Here is a 17,991-nt window from a genome sequence, read left to right as displayed (position 1 = left end):
ACTAAAAATCTGCTACAGTGAGCTTCTTATCAATCCTACAAACCTGCTAAGATTTTAAGAAAAATAAGAAACATCCCAGTACCAAAATCACAAGAATTGCCAGTGTATCCTTTTGACTCCATCTCAATTGTCTATACTGACTTCTACCCTTTCCTCCCTGATAACCACGCGCTTCCATGGCAATTGCCAATGAATCTGCACGTTTTAAGCTCGTAGCAAAAAGAGGAATTAAAATTGGAATCATAGCCTTTACTTTTTGAACGATGCTACCTTCACCAAAGTCAACTCCACGGGCTTTTTGAGCATTCATAATTCGCGTTGTGTCATCCATCAAGGTTGGAACAAAACGCAAACTCATTGATAACATGAGGCCAATTTCATGAACGGGAACTTTCACGCGTTTCAGAGGCGCCAAAAGTGCTTCAACTGCAGCTGCCAGACTCAAAGGCATGGTCGTTAATGTCAGCAAGGTTGAAAAGAAAATAATCAACACAAAACGACAGAAAATGATTCCCGCTTGTTGCAAAGCATAATCCGTTATTCTTATAAAAGAAAACTCAAATAGGACATTTCCACTTGAAATGAAAAAGAGCTGAAAAAGAGTCGTAAAAGCAATCAAGAAGAACATGGATTTTAATCCCTGAACGAAAAATGAGAGGGAAACGCCTGACAAAGCGATAAATATACCTGTCGCTATAAACAAAATGAGATTGGTGAGGGGATTATTAGCCCAAAATACAATCAAAATCAACAGGATCATGGCAAGCAATTTACTACGTGGATCCAAGCGATGAATGATGGAATCCCCCGGTATATAACGCCCTAAAATCATACTATCCATTTAGCGACTCCTTAAACTCCTCTATCTTGATTGGCAATTTTTTAAAAGCTACACCTCTATCTGCCAAACGTTTACAAAAGGCTGTGATTTTAGGCACACCTAACTGCACTTTTTCCATAGAGGCTACATCTTGGAAAACTTCGCTCGGTTTACCACTTTTGACTAAAAGCCCCTTTTCCATAACATAGACCTGATCAGCATATGTAGCTACGTCATCCATTAAATGCGTTACCAGAACGATTGTCATTCCAGAAAGGTGAAGTTTTTTAAACAGGGTCATCAATTCTTTTCTGCCCAGAGGATCTAGCCCTGCTGTTGGCTCATCCAAAACCAAGACAGTTGGCTCCATGGCTAGCATACCTGCTATAGCCACACGTCTCATCTGGCCACCCGAAAGTTCAAAAGGACTGCGCTCAAAGAGTGACTCATCGATGCCTACCAAGGCTAACTTTTCACGCGCAATTTTCTTGGCCTCTTCCTCAGAAACTCCAAAATTTTGCGGTCCAAATGCAACATCTTTCAAAACAGTCTCTTCGAAAATCTGATTTTCAGCAAATTGAAACACTAGACCGACTTGCTTTCGAATCTGACGAATTTCTTTATTGGTTGATGTAGGGGTAATGACGGTATCAAAAACTTGAACAGAACCCTTACTTGGTACCAATAGGCCATTTAAAAGCTGTAAAATCGTTGATTTCCCACTACCTGTGTGCCCTACTAAAGCTGTATAGGAGCCATCCTCAATCGTCAAAGAAACATCAGTCAAGGCTGATGAAGATAGGGGAGTCCCCTCTTGATAGGTAAAGCTCACATTTTCTAGAGTAATTCCCATAGCTTGTCCTCTAGCTCTCCTTCTGTCAAATAACCATCCGGCAACTGATAACCAGTCTCTCTCAAAGATTCTCTCAATTGATTAGCAAAAGGCTCATCTAACCCTATCTGGTCAAGGTCATCCCGAGAAAAAAGTTCTCTTGGACTGCTGGTTGACTCCACTTGGCCTTTTTTCATGACCAAGACACGGTCACTCATCGCAACTTCTTCTAAGTCATGTGTAATGGAGACGACTGTCATCTGGTGGTCTTTTCGAATCTCTTGAACTGTCTGAATCAGTTCTCTTCGTCCCTCTGGATCCAACATACTTGTAGCCTCATCCAGAATTAAAATAGCTGGCCTCAGGGCAACAACTCCCGCAATAGCCACCCGCTGTTTTTGTCCACCAGATAAACGAGCTGGTTCTCTCTTTTTAAAGTCCAGCATACCTACTAACTCCAAAGATTCAGACACTCTCTTCTTCATTTCTTCTCGAGGAAGTCCCTGATTTTCTAAGCCAAAGGCGACATCATCTTCAACAGTTGCCCCCACAAATTGGTTATCTGGATTTTGAAAAACCATACCAATTTGACGGCGTAAGTCCCAAACATTCTCAGAGGACAGCAATTGCCCATCTATCCAGATTTCCCCAGACTCTGCTTCAAGCAAGCCATCAATCAAACGGATAGTTGTCGATTTCCCACTCCCATTATGACCTACAATCGAAAGCCATTCTCCCCGTTTCACGTGAAACGAGACATTATTAACATCATAATGATCCTGGTCTTCCTTGTAACGAAAAGACAGATTTTTTACTTCAATAATCGATTTCATTTCGAACCAAATGTCCCTTTGAATACATGAGCGCTACCCTTGAAATAATCATAACCAGAGTAGATAGTGAAAAACAAAGCGATATAAAGCAACAGCTGACCAATTAAATTCCAATGTAAGAGCAAAAAGATAATGGCAAACATCTGACTAAAGGTTTTGATTTTCCCTGGCATCGCTGCTGCTAGAACTGTTCCTCCCGTCTCAACAAGCAACAAGCGCAAGCCTGTCACCGCAAGTTCACGACAGATGATAATAGCAACAACCCAAGCTGGAGCCATACCTAACTCAATCAACATGATAAAAGCTGACATAACCAACAGCTTATCAGCCATCGGATCTGCAAATTTTCCAAAGTTGCTGACTACATTCCATTTACGAGCAAGGTAGCCATCAAGATAATCCGTTATACTAGCAACTGCAAAGATGATTGCTGCTAGCAAATGACTTCCTTGTGAATGGCCCAAAGTCAAAATAAGAATAAAGAGAGGTATAAAGAGAATTCTACCAATAGTTAATACATTAGGAATTTGTTCTTTTTTCATTGATTTTTCCTTAATCTGTAGTAAATGTAAGTGTTACAGTTCCAGTCTGAGTTGTCAGCTTCGAAGTATCAATCGTTTGATTGTCCACAGTCACAGTAACTCCCTTCACTACACCTAAAGTAATAGTAACGGGATTCTTAGTTGAAACTGTTGTTTTTGCATTCTTATTGTCTGCGGATAGTGTCACACCACCCTCCAGCTCACTTCCTGAAACACTAACCCAACTAGTTGTATCTGAAACTGCTAGTTGAACAGTAGCGGTTTCCTTACTCGTTTTATACCGAGCTTCAATGCGGTTTCCTTCACCTGACACTGTAATAGTTGATTCCGTAGTAGAAGACGAGCTAGACGTCTGACTACTAGAAGATGAACTAGATGAGGTTGTTGAACTAGTTGAGCTCACAACACTATAATTAGCTGAAGAAAGACTTGGCTGAGTTTGGATGTAGTTCCAAACATAGTAAGTCACAAAAATTAAAATTGACAAAGCAAATAGAACGAAATAAAACAAGGGGAGATAAGACGTTTTTTTCTTATTTGATCGTCTGCGACCAGATAAGTCTTCTTCATCGACATCTACCTCTTCGTAGGTAATCATACTACCTGAATCATAGGCATCCAAAACAATTCTTTCATCTAACTCTACTGCCCAGGCATATTTTCTTAAAAAAGAACGAGCATAGAAGGTACTAGGAAGCAAATCAAAATCATCAGCCTCCATAGCTTCTAGAAAATTCAACTGAATTTCAGTTTTTTCCTGCAATTCTTCCAAACTCAATCCCTGGTTAATTCTGGCTAAACGTAGAACCTCGCCAATTGTTTTTTTTCTCATACGTACCATTCCTTCTTTCTAGTATTAGTCATCTTTTAAGCTGGAAAGATTGTAAAATCAACTAGATCACCATTATCAATCAAACGATGTCCAGCTTCTAGAACATCCTCCAAAGTAATTTCTTGTAAAATTTTTGGAAAATCAAAAATTGTTTCTCCGCGATCCATCGGATCGTATTGAGTTGCAATAAATTCCAAAGAGTTCATGCTACTGAAAAACTCCCCAAACATCTCACTCTTAACAAGATCTAAATGTTCCTCTGTAATATCCGTATCACTACTAAACTGACGAATCGCTTTCCGAAATTGATGCGACAGAGAAACAGGCTCTTTGGTGTCCATTGTCAATATCACAAAATGAAAGCGACTGTTGACTTCAACCTCAAGCGACAATGACGCATCTAACTTCCCAGTCTCATATAATCTTTGAAAACGGTCAGAAGTCCAACCAAACATCATCGTAAATAGTAATTTCAATAAAATATTGTAACGATAAGACTCATCTTCTGTTATTTGCCCATTACCTCTAATCGCAACAGCAAGTTTGGGTGAAGAAACTTCCATCCGAAGGTTATCTGTTTGTTTCACAGGCTGCAAAGGTAGTTGCTCTTTTAAAACCGTAAACTGGTTTGAAACTTCCTGTTCCTTTTCCTTTTTCGAAAAGTATTCCTCAACAACTTTTACATCAATATTTCCAACTAAAAACAGTGACATGTTGACAGGTTTGTAAAAGTCTGTAAAGTTCTCTTTTAAATTTGAAACTTGAATCTCAGAAATTGATTTTTCACTTCCAACAATATCTATTGCTAAAGGAGTATCAGGATAAAGGTTGGCTAATGTTGCAAAAAACAAACGTGAGTCTGGATCATCTTGGTACATTTCTCGTTCTTGCTGGATAATATCCTGTTCCCTCAAAACAGACTCTTCTGTAAAATGAACATCTCCAACTAACTCATCTAGCAAATCTAAACTCTCTAATAGATGGTCAATTGTTGAAAAAAGATAGCTGGTCTTAGTAAAGCTTGTAAAGGCATTGCTTTCTGCACCTAATCGAGTAAAAGCAGCCATTATATCCTCAGAATTTTCTCTTTCAAACAATTTATGTTCAAGAAAATGTGCAATTCCTGCTGGATGATGACGTAAACCTTTTTCCAAGCGTGTATAAGTTGCATCTACAGAACCAAATTGAACCGTTACAATCCCATAAACCTCATTGAAATCTTGCTTAGGGAGTAAAGAAACTGTCAATCCATTTGACAATTGTGTTTTGTAGACTGTTTCCTTTACAGCAGGATAGTATTTTTCTTCAAAAGTAACCTTTGTCATTCTACTCCTTCCATAAAGTAAATCGCTTGTAACTTCAAACTGTTGGCAGCTTTACATACCGCTTCTTTATCAACACTCTCTAATTTTGCCACCAATCGATCCATATCAAAGCTTGATTTTCCAAATAGAGCATTCAAATAGATTCTTTCAACTAGGGTCTGTTGATTATCTTGAGCCATCAACAAAGATCGTCGAATCATCTCCTTGGTTTGTTCAAGTTCAAAATCTGTAAAGTTACCCTTTTTCAGATCTAGCAATTGATGATTCATCATTTTTCTAGCCTGATTTCGATTTTCTCTATCAATACCCGCATACATCCTTAACAGACCACTAAACAAATCCAATTGACTAGAGACTGAATAGGCTATTCCAGCATTTTCACGAACATTTGTAAAGAGTTTCGAATGTGCAAATTCACCCAACAGACCATTCATGACAAGCATGGGCAAATGCTCATCATCACTATATTTTACAGGAGAATGATAGCCCATTTCCAAAATAGATTGCCCAACATTTCTCTGAACCATTCCTTCTTGTAGAACATTCGAATAAGACTGATGGTACTGGATAGTAACATCGCTATTTCTAGCTGTGAAGGGCAATGATTTCAGCGATTCTGTAATTTCTACTTCATTAAAATCACCTAAGAAAAAGAAATCAATTCGATCATTTTTCAGAGCATCTTGAAAGCAAGTGTGGCTACTTTTTGGAGACTCATTTGAAATACAGTTTCGTAAATCACTGTATCTCAATTGAAGACGCTCATCATGGAAGAACAAGCTATCCAACTCCTTATGAGCAAAATAAAATGAATCGTCCATATCAGTAGCTAAACTAGCCAACAACTGTTTTCTTTCAATTTCAAATAAGGCTGGCTCAAAAGCACCATCTTGAACTAAGGGAGCAAATAAAGTCTGTTTCACCAATTCCAAAATTCGAGAAGTCAAGACATTCTTTTTACTTAAAAAATCATCCCTCACATAAGTAAACGTTAAGTCAAGAATATGTGCCTGTCCCCTACGATAAGCACTTGTGGAAATATCTGTTCCATATAAACTTGCCAAGTATCTGCGAAATACTTGAGATGTTGGGTAAGCTTGATTTGCCGTCTCCAACATACTTGCACTTAACATGCGTCCTGCTACTGTCTCAAGAGATAAGGGAGCAGTAAAACGAATAGTGATTTTATTTGTTTTAAACTTTTTGGATTGAACAAAATGTGCTGAAATTCCAGGCACTAATTTCATACCTTACCTCCTTACATATAGAGTTCTATTATACCACGAAAATCAAAATTTTTCTTGTTCTCTTTATAGCTTTAAAGAGTAAAATCGTTTTCATTTCAACTAACCTTCCTTCAGCTATTTCAAGGAAAATATGGTATAATACCAAAGATTGAGGTGAATTATGGAATACAAATTATTTGAAGAATTTATTACGCTCCAAGCCCTCCTAAAAGAGCTTGGGATTATACAAAGCGGTGGTGCTATCAAATCCTTTTTAATAGATCATCAAGTTTACTTTAATGGTGAGTTAGAAAGTAGACGTGGGAAAAAAATCCGTATTGGAGATACGATTGACATTCCTGATTTAAAGATTGACATCACCTTGACAAAACCAAGTTTAAAAGAGCAAGAAGAGTATCAAGCAGATAAGATTGAGAAAGAGCGAATTGCTAAACTTGTCAAAGAGATGAATAAAGTTGTCAAGAAAGAAAAACAAAAAACTTCTTCATCGCCTAAAACCAAACAAGCTCCACGTTTTCCAGGAAGATAACCATGTGGCTCCAACATTTAACAATCAAAACCTTTCGAAACTACAAAGAGGCAAAAATTGATTTCAATCCAAAATTAAACATCTTTCTAGGTCAAAATGCACAAGGAAAAACCAATATTCTAGAAGCAATCTATTTCTTGGCCTTGACACGTAGTCATCGGACTCGTACAGATAAAAATCTCATTCATTTTGATGACGAGCAACTCCATCTCTCTGGCTTGCTACAGAAAAAAACAGGTTCTATTCCTCTAGAAATTGATTTAACGCCAAAAGGGCGTGTGACTAAAGTCAATCACTTAAAACAAGCCCGCCTCTCAGACTACATCGGACATATGAATGTGGTCCTCTTTGCACCTGAAGATCTCCAGTTAATTAAAGGGGCCCCCTCTGTTCGTCGAAAATTTATAGACATTGAACTGGGACAAATTAAACCAATCTACTTGTCAGACTTGTCAAACTATAACCATATACTCAAGCAAAGAAATACTTACCTAAAATCCAGCCAGAAGATTGACGAAACATTTCTGTCAGTCTTAGATGATCAGTTAGTAGAATACGGTTGTCGCGTCATAAAGCATCGGATAAAATTCATTAAAGAGTTAGAGAAATTTGGTCAAAAAAAACACTTAGAAATTTCAAATCAATTAGAAGAGTTGTCAATATCTTATCAATCATTTGTCAACTTCACTGATGAAGAACAGCTAACAAATTCTTTTAAAATTGCTTTGGAGAAAAGCAGATCCAGAGACTTATTTAAAAAGAATACTGGAGTTGGCCCTCATCGAGATGACATTGCTTTTTATATCAATGGAATGGATGCTAGTTTTGGAAGCCAAGGTCAACATCGTAGTCTTGTACTTTCTATCAAACTAGCAGAGATTGAGCTAATGGAAAGTATTACCAACGAGTCTCCGATACTACTGCTTGATGATGTTATGAGTGAACTTGACAATACACGGCAACTAAAATTACTAGAAACCATTTCTCAATCTATCCAAACCTTTATTACAACAACAAGTTTAGACCACTTACAAAACTTACCAGAAAACCTTAGTATTTTTAATATTCAAAACGGTAAAATTTCTGTAAATCAACATTGACAACTTTGTAAATAAAAAGAACTCCTGAAAATCAGGAGTTCTTTTTTACTTCCTACATAGAGTAGTTTGGTGCTTCATTAGTAATTTGCACATCATGAGGATGGCTTTCTTTTAGACCAGCCCCAGACATTTCAATAAATTGAGCATTATCATATAGTTCTTTAAGGTTAGCTGCACCACAATAACCCATACCAGAGCGAACACCACCAATCATTTGGAAGACAATATCAGCTGCTGCTCCTTTATAGGCAACACGGCCTTCAATTCCTTCTGGAACAAGTTTGTTTGCTTCATTGACAGAACCTTGGAAGTAACGGTCACTTGAACCTTTCTTCATTGCAGCGATTGATCCCATACCACGGTAAGTCTTAAACTTACGTCCTTGGAAGATTTCTGTTTCACCTGGTGCTTCGTCTGTTCCAGCGAACATTGATCCAAGCATAACCGCATTTCCACCTGCAGCAAGGGCTTTTACAATATCTCCAGAGTACTTGATTCCACCATCAGCAATGATTGTTTTACCATATTCACGCGCAACTGCTGCTGCATCATAGATTGCTGTCACTTGTGGGACACCAACCCCTGCAATCACACGAGTAGTACAGATAGAACCTGGTCCGATACCGACTTTGACAACATCTACACCTGCATCATAAAGAGCACGCGCACCTTCAGCAGTAGCAATATTACCCGCAATCAAAGTGCGGTCTGGGAAGTGAGCACGAATTTCAGCAATTTTACGTAGAACACCTGCAGAATGACCATGTGCAGTATCAATAACAATTGCATCCGCTCCTGCTTCAAAAAGGGCTTCGGCACGTTCAAATGTATCTGAAGTGACACCTACCGCACCAGCAACTAGAAGACGACCAAATTCATCTTTTGCAGCATTTGGAAACTCAATCACTTTTTCAATGTCTTTGATAGTAATCAAGCCAGAAAGACGACCTTCTTCATCAACCAAAGGAAGTTTTTCAATACGGTGTTCTTGAAGAATGCTTTCAGCTGTTGCAAGGTCTGTACCAACAGGAGCAGTAACAAGATTTTCACTGGTCATATGGTTTGAGATTGGCTGATTGTAATCTGAAATAAAGCGAAGATCTCGGTTTGTTAGAATACCAACCAATTTACGATTTTCAAGTGTTTCCACAACTGGAACACCACTGATACGGTAACGTCCCATCAGTTCATCTGCTTCAGCAATAGTGTGTTCTGGAGTCAAGAAGAATGGATCAATAATAACACCATTTTCAGAACGTTTTACCTTACGAACTTCATCTGCCTGTTGCGCAATAGACATATTTTTATGGATTACTCCAAGACCACCTGCACGAGCAATGGCAATAGCCATTTGACTTTCTGTGACTGTATCCATGGCGGCTGTTATAATTGGGATATTTAAAGTCAGATTATCTGCCAATTTTGTTGTTAAATCTGCATCATTAGGCAACACATGACTTTCTGCTGGAATGAGCAATACATCATCAAAGGTAAAACCTTTTTTTAAAAATTTAGTATCCCAATTAGACATTGAAGTTTCCTCTTTTCTTTCTTTTTGAGCTTGACTCTTTTTGTATTGTATCTATCATACCATTCTATGAAAATTTGTCAATTATATTTATGGTAGAAATCATAAAAAAACTATCTCTGTGATCCTATGGAAGAGATAGTTTTACGATTCATATTTTATCTATTATTTAAAATAATTTAGTCCCATTGCTCTCTTAACTTCAGATAGAGTTTGCCCTGCAACCTCACGCGCTTTTTCACTACCTTTTTGAAGCATATTGTACACTTCGCCCATATCATTAGCAAATTCGATACGGCGCTCACGAATAGGGCCAAGTTCGCGTTCTAATATTTCAAGTAGATAACGTTTCGTCTTCACATCACCAAGACCACCACGTTGATAATGTTCTTTCATATCTGCAATGTCTTGAGCATCTTCTGGACGACCAAACACATCTAGATAATGGAAAACCATATTTCCTTCAATCTTACCTGGATCCTCCACTCGAATATGATCCGGATCAGTATACATGCTCATGACTTTTTTACGCAACGTATCCGCATCATCTGCTAGATAAATACCATTATTAAGGGATTTAGACATTTTAGCATTTCCATCTAAACCAGGCAAACGTCCTGCTCTCTCATTTTCTGGATAAATACCTTCCGGCTCTACCAAGACCTCACAATTATAAGCATGATTAAAGGAACGAACAATCTCACGAGTTTGCTCAATCATTGGTTTCTGATCTGTCCCAACAGGAACATAATTAGCCTTGAAGGCAGTAATATCTGCTGCTTGCGCAATCGGATAAACCAAAAATCCTGTCGGAATACTTTCTCCAAACCCTTTTTGAGCAATCTCTGTTTTTACTGTAGGATTCCGTTCCAAACGAGCTAGTGACACCAAATTCATATAGTACATAGACAGCTCAGCCAACTCTGGAATCTGGCTTTGAATAAAGATAGTTGATTTACTTGGATCTAATCCAACTGCTAGATAATCCAAGGCAACATTCCCAATCGATTCTACAATCGTTTGAGGGTCTTTGGCGTGATCTGTCAATGCTTGTTGGTCCGCCAAAAAAACAAACATCTCATACTTGTCTTCTTCCTGCAGTAATACTCTATTTTTAAGACTCCCAACATAATGTCCAATATGCAGTTTTCCTGTTGGGCGATCTCCTGTTAAAATAATGGGTTTCGTCATTTTTTTCTCCTTCGAAATGGTCTCTTCAATTATAGCATTTTTTTGTTAAAATAACAGAAAATTATTTTAATCAAACAACTAACTCATTGTAAATAAACCTGTAAACTTAATTGACATAAAATTGACAAATAAAAATTTGAATATTTCTCTCTTTTCTAGTAGAATAAATGTATTACATATTATAGGAGAAAAACATTGCTTACAGTATCTGATGTTTCACTACGTTTTAGTGATCGCAAACTTTTTGATGATGTCAATATCAAATTTACAGAAGGAAATACATACGGATTAATTGGTGCTAATGGTGCTGGGAAGTCTACATTCTTAAAAATCTTAGCTGGTGATATCGAGCCAACAACCGGTCACATCTCTCTTGGTCCAGATGAACGTCTCTCTGTTCTCCGTCAAAATCATTTTGACTATGAAGATGAGCGAGTTATTGATGTCGTTATTATGGGAAATGAAAAACTTTACAACATCATGAAAGAAAAAGACGCCATTTACATGAAGGAAGATTTTTCAGATGAAGATGGTGTTCGTGCAGCCGAACTCGAAGGTGAATTTGCTGAACTTGGAGGTTGGGAAGCAGAAAGTGAAGCGTCTCAACTACTTCAAAACCTAAACATTCCAGAAGAATTGCACTATCAAAACATGAGCGAATTGGCCAATGGTGAAAAAGTGAAGGTTCTCCTTGCTAAAGCCTTATTTGGTAAACCTGATGTTCTTCTTTTGGACGAGCCAACCAATGGTTTAGATATCCAATCGATTACTTGGCTAGAAGACTTCTTGATTGATTTTGATAACACCGTTATCGTAGTATCCCACGACCGTCACTTCTTAAACAAAGTGTGTACTCATATGGCCGACCTTGACTTTGGAAAAATCAAACTCTACGTCGGAAACTACGACTTCTGGAAGGAATCTTCTGAGCTTGCTGCTAAATTGCTAGCAGACCGTAATGCCAAGGGAGAAGAAAAAATTAAGCAATTGCAAGAATTCGTTGCTCGCTTCTCTGCCAACGCTTCTAAGTCAAGACAAGCAACGTCTCGTAAAAAAATGCTTGACAAGATTGAATTAGAAGAGATTGTTCCTTCTAGTCGTAAATACCCATTTATCAACTTTAAAGCAGAACGTGAGATTGGTAATGATCTCTTGACAGTAGAAAATTTAACTGTAAAGATTGATGGCGAAACTATCCTAGACAATATTAGTTTCATCTTGCGTCCAGGTGATAAAACAGCTCTTATTGGACAAAACGACATCCAAACAACTGCATTAATTCGTGCAATTATGGGTGACATCGACTATGAAGGAACTGTCAAGTGGGGAGTTACTACTAGCCGTTCTTACTTGCCAAAAGACAACTCGGCTGATTTTGCAGGAGGAGAGTCAATCCTTGACTGGTTGCGTCAATTTGCAAGTAAAGAAGAAGATGACAATACCTTCCTACGTGGTTTCCTTGGTCGTATGCTCTTTTCTGGAGATGAGGTTAACAAACCTGTAAACGTCTTGTCAGGGGGAGAAAAAGTACGTGTCATGCTTTCAAAACTCATGCTCTTGAAATCAAATGTCCTTGTACTTGATGATCCAACAAATCACTTGGACTTGGAATCTATCTCAAGCTTGAACGATGGATTGAAAAACTTTAAAGAATCAATCATCTTTGCCAGTCATGACCACGAGTTTATCCAAACTTTGGCAAACCATATCATTGTTTTGTCTAAAAATGGCGTCATTGATCGTATCGATGAAACTTATGATGAATTCCTAGAAAATGCAGAAGTACAAGCAAAAGTTAAAGAACTTTGGAAAGACTAAAATAAGACTTCAAAACTCAGTTGGGGTAACCAACTGAGTTTTCTATCATTCTACGAGGTAACATGAAATCATTTTTTAAAACATATTGGACCTATTTTGTTTCTTTCATCATTCCTTTTGTAATTATGACTGGAGTATACCTAACTCAAGGTATCTACTGGAATAGCGATTCATCTCCACTATTAGGAGATGGTTTTCATCAATACGTTATTTTTGATGTAGCTTTACGAAATATTCTACATGGAAATGGCAGTTTATTTTACACCTTTACAAGTGGCCTCGGGCTGAATTTCTATGCTCTATCTAGTTATTACTTGGGTAGTTTTCTCTCACCTCTGGTTTACTTTTTTAATCTGTCGAATATGCCAGATGCTGTTTATCTGACCACTCTCTTAAAATTTGGATTGATTGGTCTGTCAACCTTCTTTAGTTTGACTAGATTATTTAAAGATATCCCAAAATTTTTAAAACTTGCCTTATCTACTTCCTATGCTTTAATGAGCTTCACTGTCAGTCAGTTAGAGATTAAAACCTGGCTAGATGTTTTTATCTTGATTCCTTTAATTATAACTGGTTTACACCTACTTATAACACAAAAGAAGCGCCTACTATACTTTACAAGTTTGTCAATCTTATTTATTCAAAATTATTATTTTGGGTATATGACAGCATTGTTTCTTATTTTCTGGTATCTCTGCCAAATTTCTTGGGACTTTAAAACTCGAAAATCATCTTTTATAGATTTTATTATCACTTCCTTTTTAGCAGGAATGGCTAGTTTGATTATGACTCTTCCTACACTGTTTGATTTACAAACTCATGGGGAGAAGTTGACTGCCATCACAAAATTAAAAACAGACAGTAGCTGGTATCTGGATATTTTCGCAAAACAATTCATTGGATCTTTTGATACAACTAAGTATGGATCTATACCAATGATTTTTGTTGGATTGCTTCCTTTTATTTTGACCATTCTATTTTTCACAATAAAATCCATTAAGTTTCACGTGAAACTTATCTATGCAATTTTTTTTACTTTTTTAATAACAAGCTTTTACATAGAAGCACTTGATTTATTTTGGCAAGGGATGCACACCCCAAATATGTTTTTGCATCGCTATGCTTGGATTTTTTCCACTCTGTTAATTTATACTGCAGCAGAAGTCTTAAATCGTCTGAAAGAACTGAAGCTATGGAATCTATTTATCTCACTTTCTCTTGTACTAACAGGATTTTTAGCTACTGTCTATTTTAAATCACACTATTCTTTTTTAACTGATTTGAATATCCTGCTCACTCTTGAATTTCTACTAGTTTATGCTCTTTTACTTCTTGCAGTCATTAGAAAATTTATCTCTATAAATCTATTTGCAATTCTTTTGTCTTTATTTATAACAGTTGAGATAAGCTTAAATGCTTCATCTCAAATGGAAGGAATAGCTAAAGAATGGGCCTTTGCTTCTCGTAGGGCCTATAATAGAGATATCACCGCTATGGAATCCATTCTAAACCAAATTGACAATCCATTTACACGTACTGAAAAACTGCAAATTCAGACTGGGAATGACAGTATGAAATTTAACTACAATGGAATCTCTCAATTTTCGTCTGTACGAAATCGTTCAGCTAGTACTAGTTTGGATAAACTGGGATTCAAATCCTCTGGAACCAACCTTAATCTCCGTTATGTAAATAACAGTCTTTTAGCAGACAGTTTATTTGGAATCCAGTACAATATTTCTGAAACTTCACTTGATAAGTATGGCTTTCAAGAGATTTATCAAAAGGATCATTTAACCTTATATAAAAATCAACTCTCTTTACCCATTGCCTTTGCCACTCAATCTATTTACACAGATGTAAACTTTAATAATCACACTCTGGATAATCAGGCTTTATTTATAAACCAGCTTGCTAATCTCAACTTAGATTACTTCTCCCAAATAGCATATGATAAAACAGATAATTCTGAAGGTTTAACAAGTATCACAGGTTCTGCGAATGAAGATGCAAAGATTGATTATCAAATTGAGGTTCCTCAAAATAGCCAAGTCTATCTCTCTTTTTCAAATCTTCATTTTACAAACGATAAGCAAAAGAAAGTTGACATCATTGTCAATGGAGAAAAAAAGACTTTTACAACTGACAATGCATTTAATTTCTTTAATTTGGGTTATACTGAAGAACAAAAAACTTTCAATATCAGTGTTAGTTTCCCTGGAAATTCTCAGGTGTCCTTTGAATCTCCAACCTTCTATCGTTTAGATACTCAGGCTCTTACTGAGGCAATTCAAAAGATTAAAGAACAACCTGTAGAAGTATCCACCTCTAAAAATAAAGTCTTTGCTACATATGAAGTAAAACAAGATACCTCTATTTTCTTCACTATTCCTTATGACAAAGGTTGGTCTGCATACCAAGATGGGAAAAAACTTGAAATCAAGCAGGCTCAGACTGGTTTTATGAAAGTTGATGTTCCAGAGGGAAAAGGCACCATTACACTTTCCTTTATCCCCGATGGTTTTGTTATTGGAGCAGTCTGCTCAGTAACTGCCCTTCTTCTTTTTGGAATCTATAATCACAGACGAAATTTATCTAAGACAGAAAAAGATTGACCAATTCCTTGGCCAATCTTTTTAATCTTCTTCCATTTTCTTAGGTTGATAAGCTAGCATACCTAAAGCAGTAAATAAAGCTAGAGTTATAATAAGGAAAATCACTTGATGATGAATATTTCCTGTCATAGAGATTGTTTGTCGTAAGCCTGATACTGAGTAACTCATTGGTAACCATGGATTGACACCTTTAAAGAAATCATTTGTCAAAGCAAGGGGATAAGTTCCTGCACTTGATGCTAACTGTAATAAAAGTAAAATAAGAGAGAAGAAAGCTCCTATACGGCTATTCCAAGTTGTTAAAGCTGTCACCATAGACATGAAAGCTAAACTTGTGATTATAATTAGAATCAAGGTCCTCATCTCATGGTTCGCAGTCAATCCAATAAGATGTACACCTCCATAAACTAAAACACCTGCTAAGACAGCTATAATCCCATTTATTTCAGAACGAGACTTCAACCAAGCCCAACGACTCTCTGGATGACGTCCAGAAGGCAACTTAGCAAAAATCATATTAGTAGATATAGCAGCAACAAAAAGAGCAACTGATATCATATAAGGAGCCATAGCAATCCCATTTACAGGAACTTGGTCATTGTCTGTTTTTGAGAGAACTAGAGGATCAGATAATGTTTCTGCATTTTCAGATTCTGTTGATGCTGATTTAAGTTGATTGTTAGCATTGCCTAATCCTTGCCCTAATGAATCAACTCCTGTCTGTAAATCTTCAAGACTAGAGGTTAAAGTTGTTCCACCATCTGCTAGTTTTCCAGCACCATCTGCAATCTTCATAGCGCCACTTCCTAGTTGAGATGCTGCAGAAAGTAACTGTGTTGATTTATCTGTTAATTGACCAGAACCAAATTTTAATTTAGTGAGACCTGCTATTAGCTCTGGACTCTTATTATTCAATTGAGCAGAACCAGATGACAAACTTTCTATACCTGATACTAATTCTGGAGTTTTTCCAGCTAGCGCATCTACTCCAGCTGTCAAGGTTGATGTGTTTTCTGTCAACTTACTTGATCCAGAAACTAATTGATCCAGACTAGTCGTTAAACTTGCATTCTTTTCACTTAGTTGATTAGCACCTATAGAAATAGTATCCAGTTCCTTAGTATAGTTTACAACTCCTTTTTCAATTGACTGACTTCCAGGAACTAACTGATTGTCTACAGTAGTTTGTAATTTTGTGAATCCATTTGACAATGTTGTCAAGGAACTAGATGCTGCAGGTAAGAGTTGATTTGCTTTCGTCTGCACATCAGATAGATTAGATACTTGTTGTTCTGAATTCTCTATACTTTCTTTTAATCCTCCTACTGTCGTTAAAATTGTTTTTGCTGACTCAATAGTAGAATTAGAATTTTTAGAAATAGCTTCTATCAGTTCTTTCTTTTGTTCCTCTGTGAGAGATTGATAAGTAGCTGTTGATTGAAGGTTAGCAATAGTTTTCTCTTGTTCTGTCTGACTTTTGGTCACAATATCCTGAGCAAGATTCGTTAGATTTGGCAAAGCTTCTGACAATGTACCTTTCAGTTGAGGATTATCTGATATTGTAAGAGCTTGTAGTGTTTTATTTAGTTCTCCTAGACTAGTTGCCAATTGAGTTATTTGTTCATTCTGTTGAGATGAGGAATTCAGTTGATTTGAAATTTCTTTAATACCAGTATTTAATTGCTCCATTCCATCTCTTAGTGCGTCTGATTGATTTGATAATTGACTTGTTCCATTAGAAAGTTTTTCTACATTACTTGTATAAGCATTGACACCAACCGAAAATTGACTGAGACCTGAATTGAGTTGTGAAACTCCACCTGTATAGGTCTTTATACCTGTATTCAGCTGATTTACACCTGTCACCAACTCAGGAGTTCTTGAGGCCAATTGACCAAGTCCAGTGTCAACTTGTGAAACTGCATTTGTATAACTTTGTAAACCACTATTAAAAGTTCCTAAACCAAGATGTAATTGCTCTATGGCAGATACATAGGCAGACAATCCTTTTGTAAATTGATTAGCTCCATTTGAAAAAGTTACACTTGAGTTAGCTAGAGTATTGAGATTTGTCGTCAATGTTTGACTTCCTTTTGCTAACTGATTAGTCCCATCAGCCAGTTGTTCACTTCCATCAGCTGCTTTATTTATCCCAGACTTCAAGTCACTCATTTTTTGAAATAGTGCCTTGGTATATGTTTCAGTTACATTCGTAGAGACGGTTTGTTTTAATTGTGTCATTGCAGAATCACTCATCTTACTTGCAATAAAGCTACGACCGCTTGAAGTTTGATAATCAATTTGCATCTGTTCAGGGTGATTTGTTAGAATCGAAGTAGCTTTTTCAGATAGATCACTTGGTAAAGTCACTACCATATAGTATTCGCCATCATCTAGCCCCTTTTTCCCCTCTTCTTCATTGACAAAATGAAAATCTAAAGTCTTATTTTCTTTTAAATTAGACACCATGTCTTTTCCTATAGCCATTGTATTTCCATTATAAGAAGCTTCCTTGTCATTATTAACAACTGCTACAGGTAACTCCGATACTTGACCATATGGATCCCACATTGACGATAAAAATATGATATTGTATAAAGCTGGAATAAGAGAAATTCCTATCATTACAATAATGAATGTCGGTTTTTTAAAAATTGCTTTCCATTCTTTAAACATATTTCCTCCTTTTTTAAACATATTGTCTAAATTTTTGATATAATAGATTATACATTAAAAAATCTAAATTACAAGATAAAAAAATTTTTTTTAGACATATAGT

At 36.8% G+C, this 17,991-nt stretch carries 14 protein-coding genes; 4 read left to right on the top strand and 10 right to left on the bottom strand.

Features of this window, described 5'->3' with window-relative positions; translation table 11 throughout:
- Positions 1-46: 46 nt before the first annotated feature.
- The 7 genes from HMPREF1149_RS04415 to yfmF are packed head-to-tail and all read right to left on the bottom strand — an operon-like array spanning position 47 to position 6,431.
- Entirely contained in the window at positions 47-841 is a 795-nt protein-coding gene (locus HMPREF1149_RS04415) for an energy-coupling factor transporter transmembrane component T family protein (RefSeq protein WP_000377881.1), read from the bottom strand.
- Positions 834-1,673, bottom strand: coding sequence for an energy-coupling factor transporter ATPase (locus tag HMPREF1149_RS04410; protein ID WP_000513205.1), 840 nt, complete (start codon positions 1,671-1,673; stop codon positions 834-836). Before HMPREF1149_RS04410 ends, HMPREF1149_RS04415 begins: the two co-directional genes overlap by 8 nt.
- Positions 1,658-2,485: an energy-coupling factor ABC transporter ATP-binding protein gene (locus HMPREF1149_RS04405; RefSeq protein ID WP_000835745.1), complete on the bottom strand. Its 828-nt coding sequence runs from the start codon at positions 2,483-2,485 to the stop codon at positions 1,658-1,660. Before HMPREF1149_RS04405 ends, HMPREF1149_RS04410 begins: the two co-directional genes overlap by 16 nt.
- Positions 2,482-3,027: a CDP-diacylglycerol--glycerol-3-phosphate 3-phosphatidyltransferase gene (gene pgsA / locus HMPREF1149_RS04400; protein WP_000712149.1), complete on the bottom strand. Its 546-nt coding sequence runs from the start codon at positions 3,025-3,027 to the stop codon at positions 2,482-2,484. The genes HMPREF1149_RS04405 and pgsA overlap by 4 nt, the downstream gene beginning before the upstream one ends.
- A gap of 10 nt (positions 3,028-3,037) precedes the next feature.
- Positions 3,038-3,859, bottom strand: a complete 822-nt coding sequence (gene rodZ / locus HMPREF1149_RS04395; protein WP_001227980.1) for a cytoskeleton protein RodZ — start codon at positions 3,857-3,859, stop codon at positions 3,038-3,040.
- Between the two features lie 35 nt (positions 3,860-3,894).
- A complete protein-coding gene (gene yfmH, locus HMPREF1149_RS04390) occupies positions 3,895-5,184 on the bottom strand; it encodes an EF-P 5-aminopentanol modification-associated protein YfmH (protein WP_000170123.1) in 1,290 nt (429 codons plus the stop codon).
- Entirely contained in the window at positions 5,181-6,431 is a 1,251-nt protein-coding gene (gene yfmF / locus HMPREF1149_RS04385; RefSeq protein WP_000780197.1) for an EF-P 5-aminopentanol modification-associated protein YfmF, read from the bottom strand. The genes yfmH and yfmF overlap by 4 nt, the downstream gene beginning before the upstream one ends.
- A gap of 160 nt (positions 6,432-6,591) precedes the next feature.
- On the opposite strand from yfmF, the gene yaaA reads away from it, so the two are divergent.
- Entirely contained in the window at positions 6,592-6,960 is a 369-nt protein-coding gene (yaaA, locus tag HMPREF1149_RS04380; RefSeq protein WP_000455875.1) for a S4 domain-containing protein YaaA, read from the top strand.
- A 2-nt stretch (positions 6,961-6,962) separates the two neighbouring features.
- A complete protein-coding gene (gene recF, locus HMPREF1149_RS04375) occupies positions 6,963-8,060 on the top strand; it encodes a DNA replication/repair protein RecF (protein WP_000266681.1) in 1,098 nt (365 codons plus the stop codon).
- A 52-nt stretch (positions 8,061-8,112) separates the two neighbouring features.
- Here recF and guaB read toward each other — a convergent pair whose 3' ends face one another.
- Positions 8,113-9,591, bottom strand: coding sequence for an IMP dehydrogenase (guaB, locus tag HMPREF1149_RS04370; protein ID WP_000073417.1), 1,479 nt, complete (start codon positions 9,589-9,591; stop codon positions 8,113-8,115).
- 162 nt (positions 9,592-9,753) lie between these two features.
- Positions 9,754-10,779 carry a tryptophan--tRNA ligase gene (trpS, locus tag HMPREF1149_RS04365; RefSeq protein WP_000165462.1) on the bottom strand — a complete coding sequence of 342 codons (1,026 nt, stop codon included), beginning with the start codon at positions 10,777-10,779 and terminating at the stop codon, positions 9,754-9,756.
- A gap of 195 nt (positions 10,780-10,974) precedes the next feature.
- Between trpS and HMPREF1149_RS04360 the strand changes: the two genes are divergently transcribed.
- Together HMPREF1149_RS04360 and HMPREF1149_RS04355 are read left to right on the top strand one after the other, a co-directional pair.
- Complete coding sequence (locus HMPREF1149_RS04360; protein WP_000958795.1) at positions 10,975-12,597, top strand: ATP-binding cassette domain-containing protein; 1,623 nt, start codon at positions 10,975-10,977, stop codon at positions 12,595-12,597.
- 62 nt (positions 12,598-12,659) lie between these two features.
- Entirely contained in the window at positions 12,660-15,212 is a 2,553-nt protein-coding gene (locus tag HMPREF1149_RS04355; RefSeq protein WP_000834492.1) for a YfhO family protein, read from the top strand.
- A 21-nt stretch (positions 15,213-15,233) separates the two neighbouring features.
- On the opposite strand, the gene HMPREF1149_RS04350 is transcribed toward HMPREF1149_RS04355, so the two are convergent.
- On the bottom strand, positions 15,234-17,888 hold the full coding sequence (locus tag HMPREF1149_RS04350) for a YhgE/Pip domain-containing protein (protein ID WP_000472075.1): 2,655 nt from the start codon (positions 17,886-17,888) through the stop codon (positions 15,234-15,236).
- Between the last annotated feature and the right edge of the window lie 103 nt (positions 17,889-17,991).

This window comes from Streptococcus sp. BS35b (assembly GCF_000286475.1).
In the GTDB taxonomy this organism is placed as follows: Bacteria; Bacillota; Bacilli; order Lactobacillales; family Streptococcaceae; genus Streptococcus; species Streptococcus oralis_W.
This window is presented reverse-complemented; position numbering and strand designations above follow the sequence as displayed.

Coding starts and splice junctions, on each gene's coding strand:
- HMPREF1149_RS04415 (WP_000377881.1), bottom strand. CDS start 841: ATGGATAGTATGATTTTAGGGCGTTATATACCGGGGGATTCCATCATT.
- HMPREF1149_RS04410 (WP_000513205.1), bottom strand. CDS start 1,673: ATGGGAATTACTCTAGAAAATGTGAGCTTTACCTATCAAGAGGGGACT.
- HMPREF1149_RS04405 (WP_000835745.1), bottom strand. CDS start 2,485: ATGAAATCGATTATTGAAGTAAAAAATCTGTCTTTTCGTTACAAGGAA.
- pgsA (WP_000712149.1), bottom strand. CDS start 3,027: ATGAAAAAAGAACAAATTCCTAATGTATTAACTATTGGTAGAATTCTC.
- rodZ (WP_001227980.1), bottom strand. CDS start 3,859: ATGAGAAAAAAAACAATTGGCGAGGTTCTACGTTTAGCCAGAATTAAC.
- yfmH (WP_000170123.1), bottom strand. CDS start 5,184: ATGACAAAGGTTACTTTTGAAGAAAAATACTATCCTGCTGTAAAGGAA.
- yfmF (WP_000780197.1), bottom strand. CDS start 6,431: ATGAAATTAGTGCCTGGAATTTCAGCACATTTTGTTCAATCCAAAAAG.
- yaaA (WP_000455875.1), top strand. CDS start 6,592: ATGGAATACAAATTATTTGAAGAATTTATTACGCTCCAAGCCCTCCTA.
- recF (WP_000266681.1), top strand. CDS start 6,963: ATGTGGCTCCAACATTTAACAATCAAAACCTTTCGAAACTACAAAGAG.
- guaB (WP_000073417.1), bottom strand. CDS start 9,591: ATGTCTAATTGGGATACTAAATTTTTAAAAAAAGGTTTTACCTTTGAT.
- trpS (WP_000165462.1), bottom strand. CDS start 10,779: ATGACGAAACCCATTATTTTAACAGGAGATCGCCCAACAGGAAAACTG.
- HMPREF1149_RS04355 (WP_000834492.1), top strand. CDS start 12,660: ATGAAATCATTTTTTAAAACATATTGGACCTATTTTGTTTCTTTCATC.
- HMPREF1149_RS04350 (WP_000472075.1), bottom strand. CDS start 17,888: ATGTTTAAAGAATGGAAAGCAATTTTTAAAAAACCGACATTCATTATT.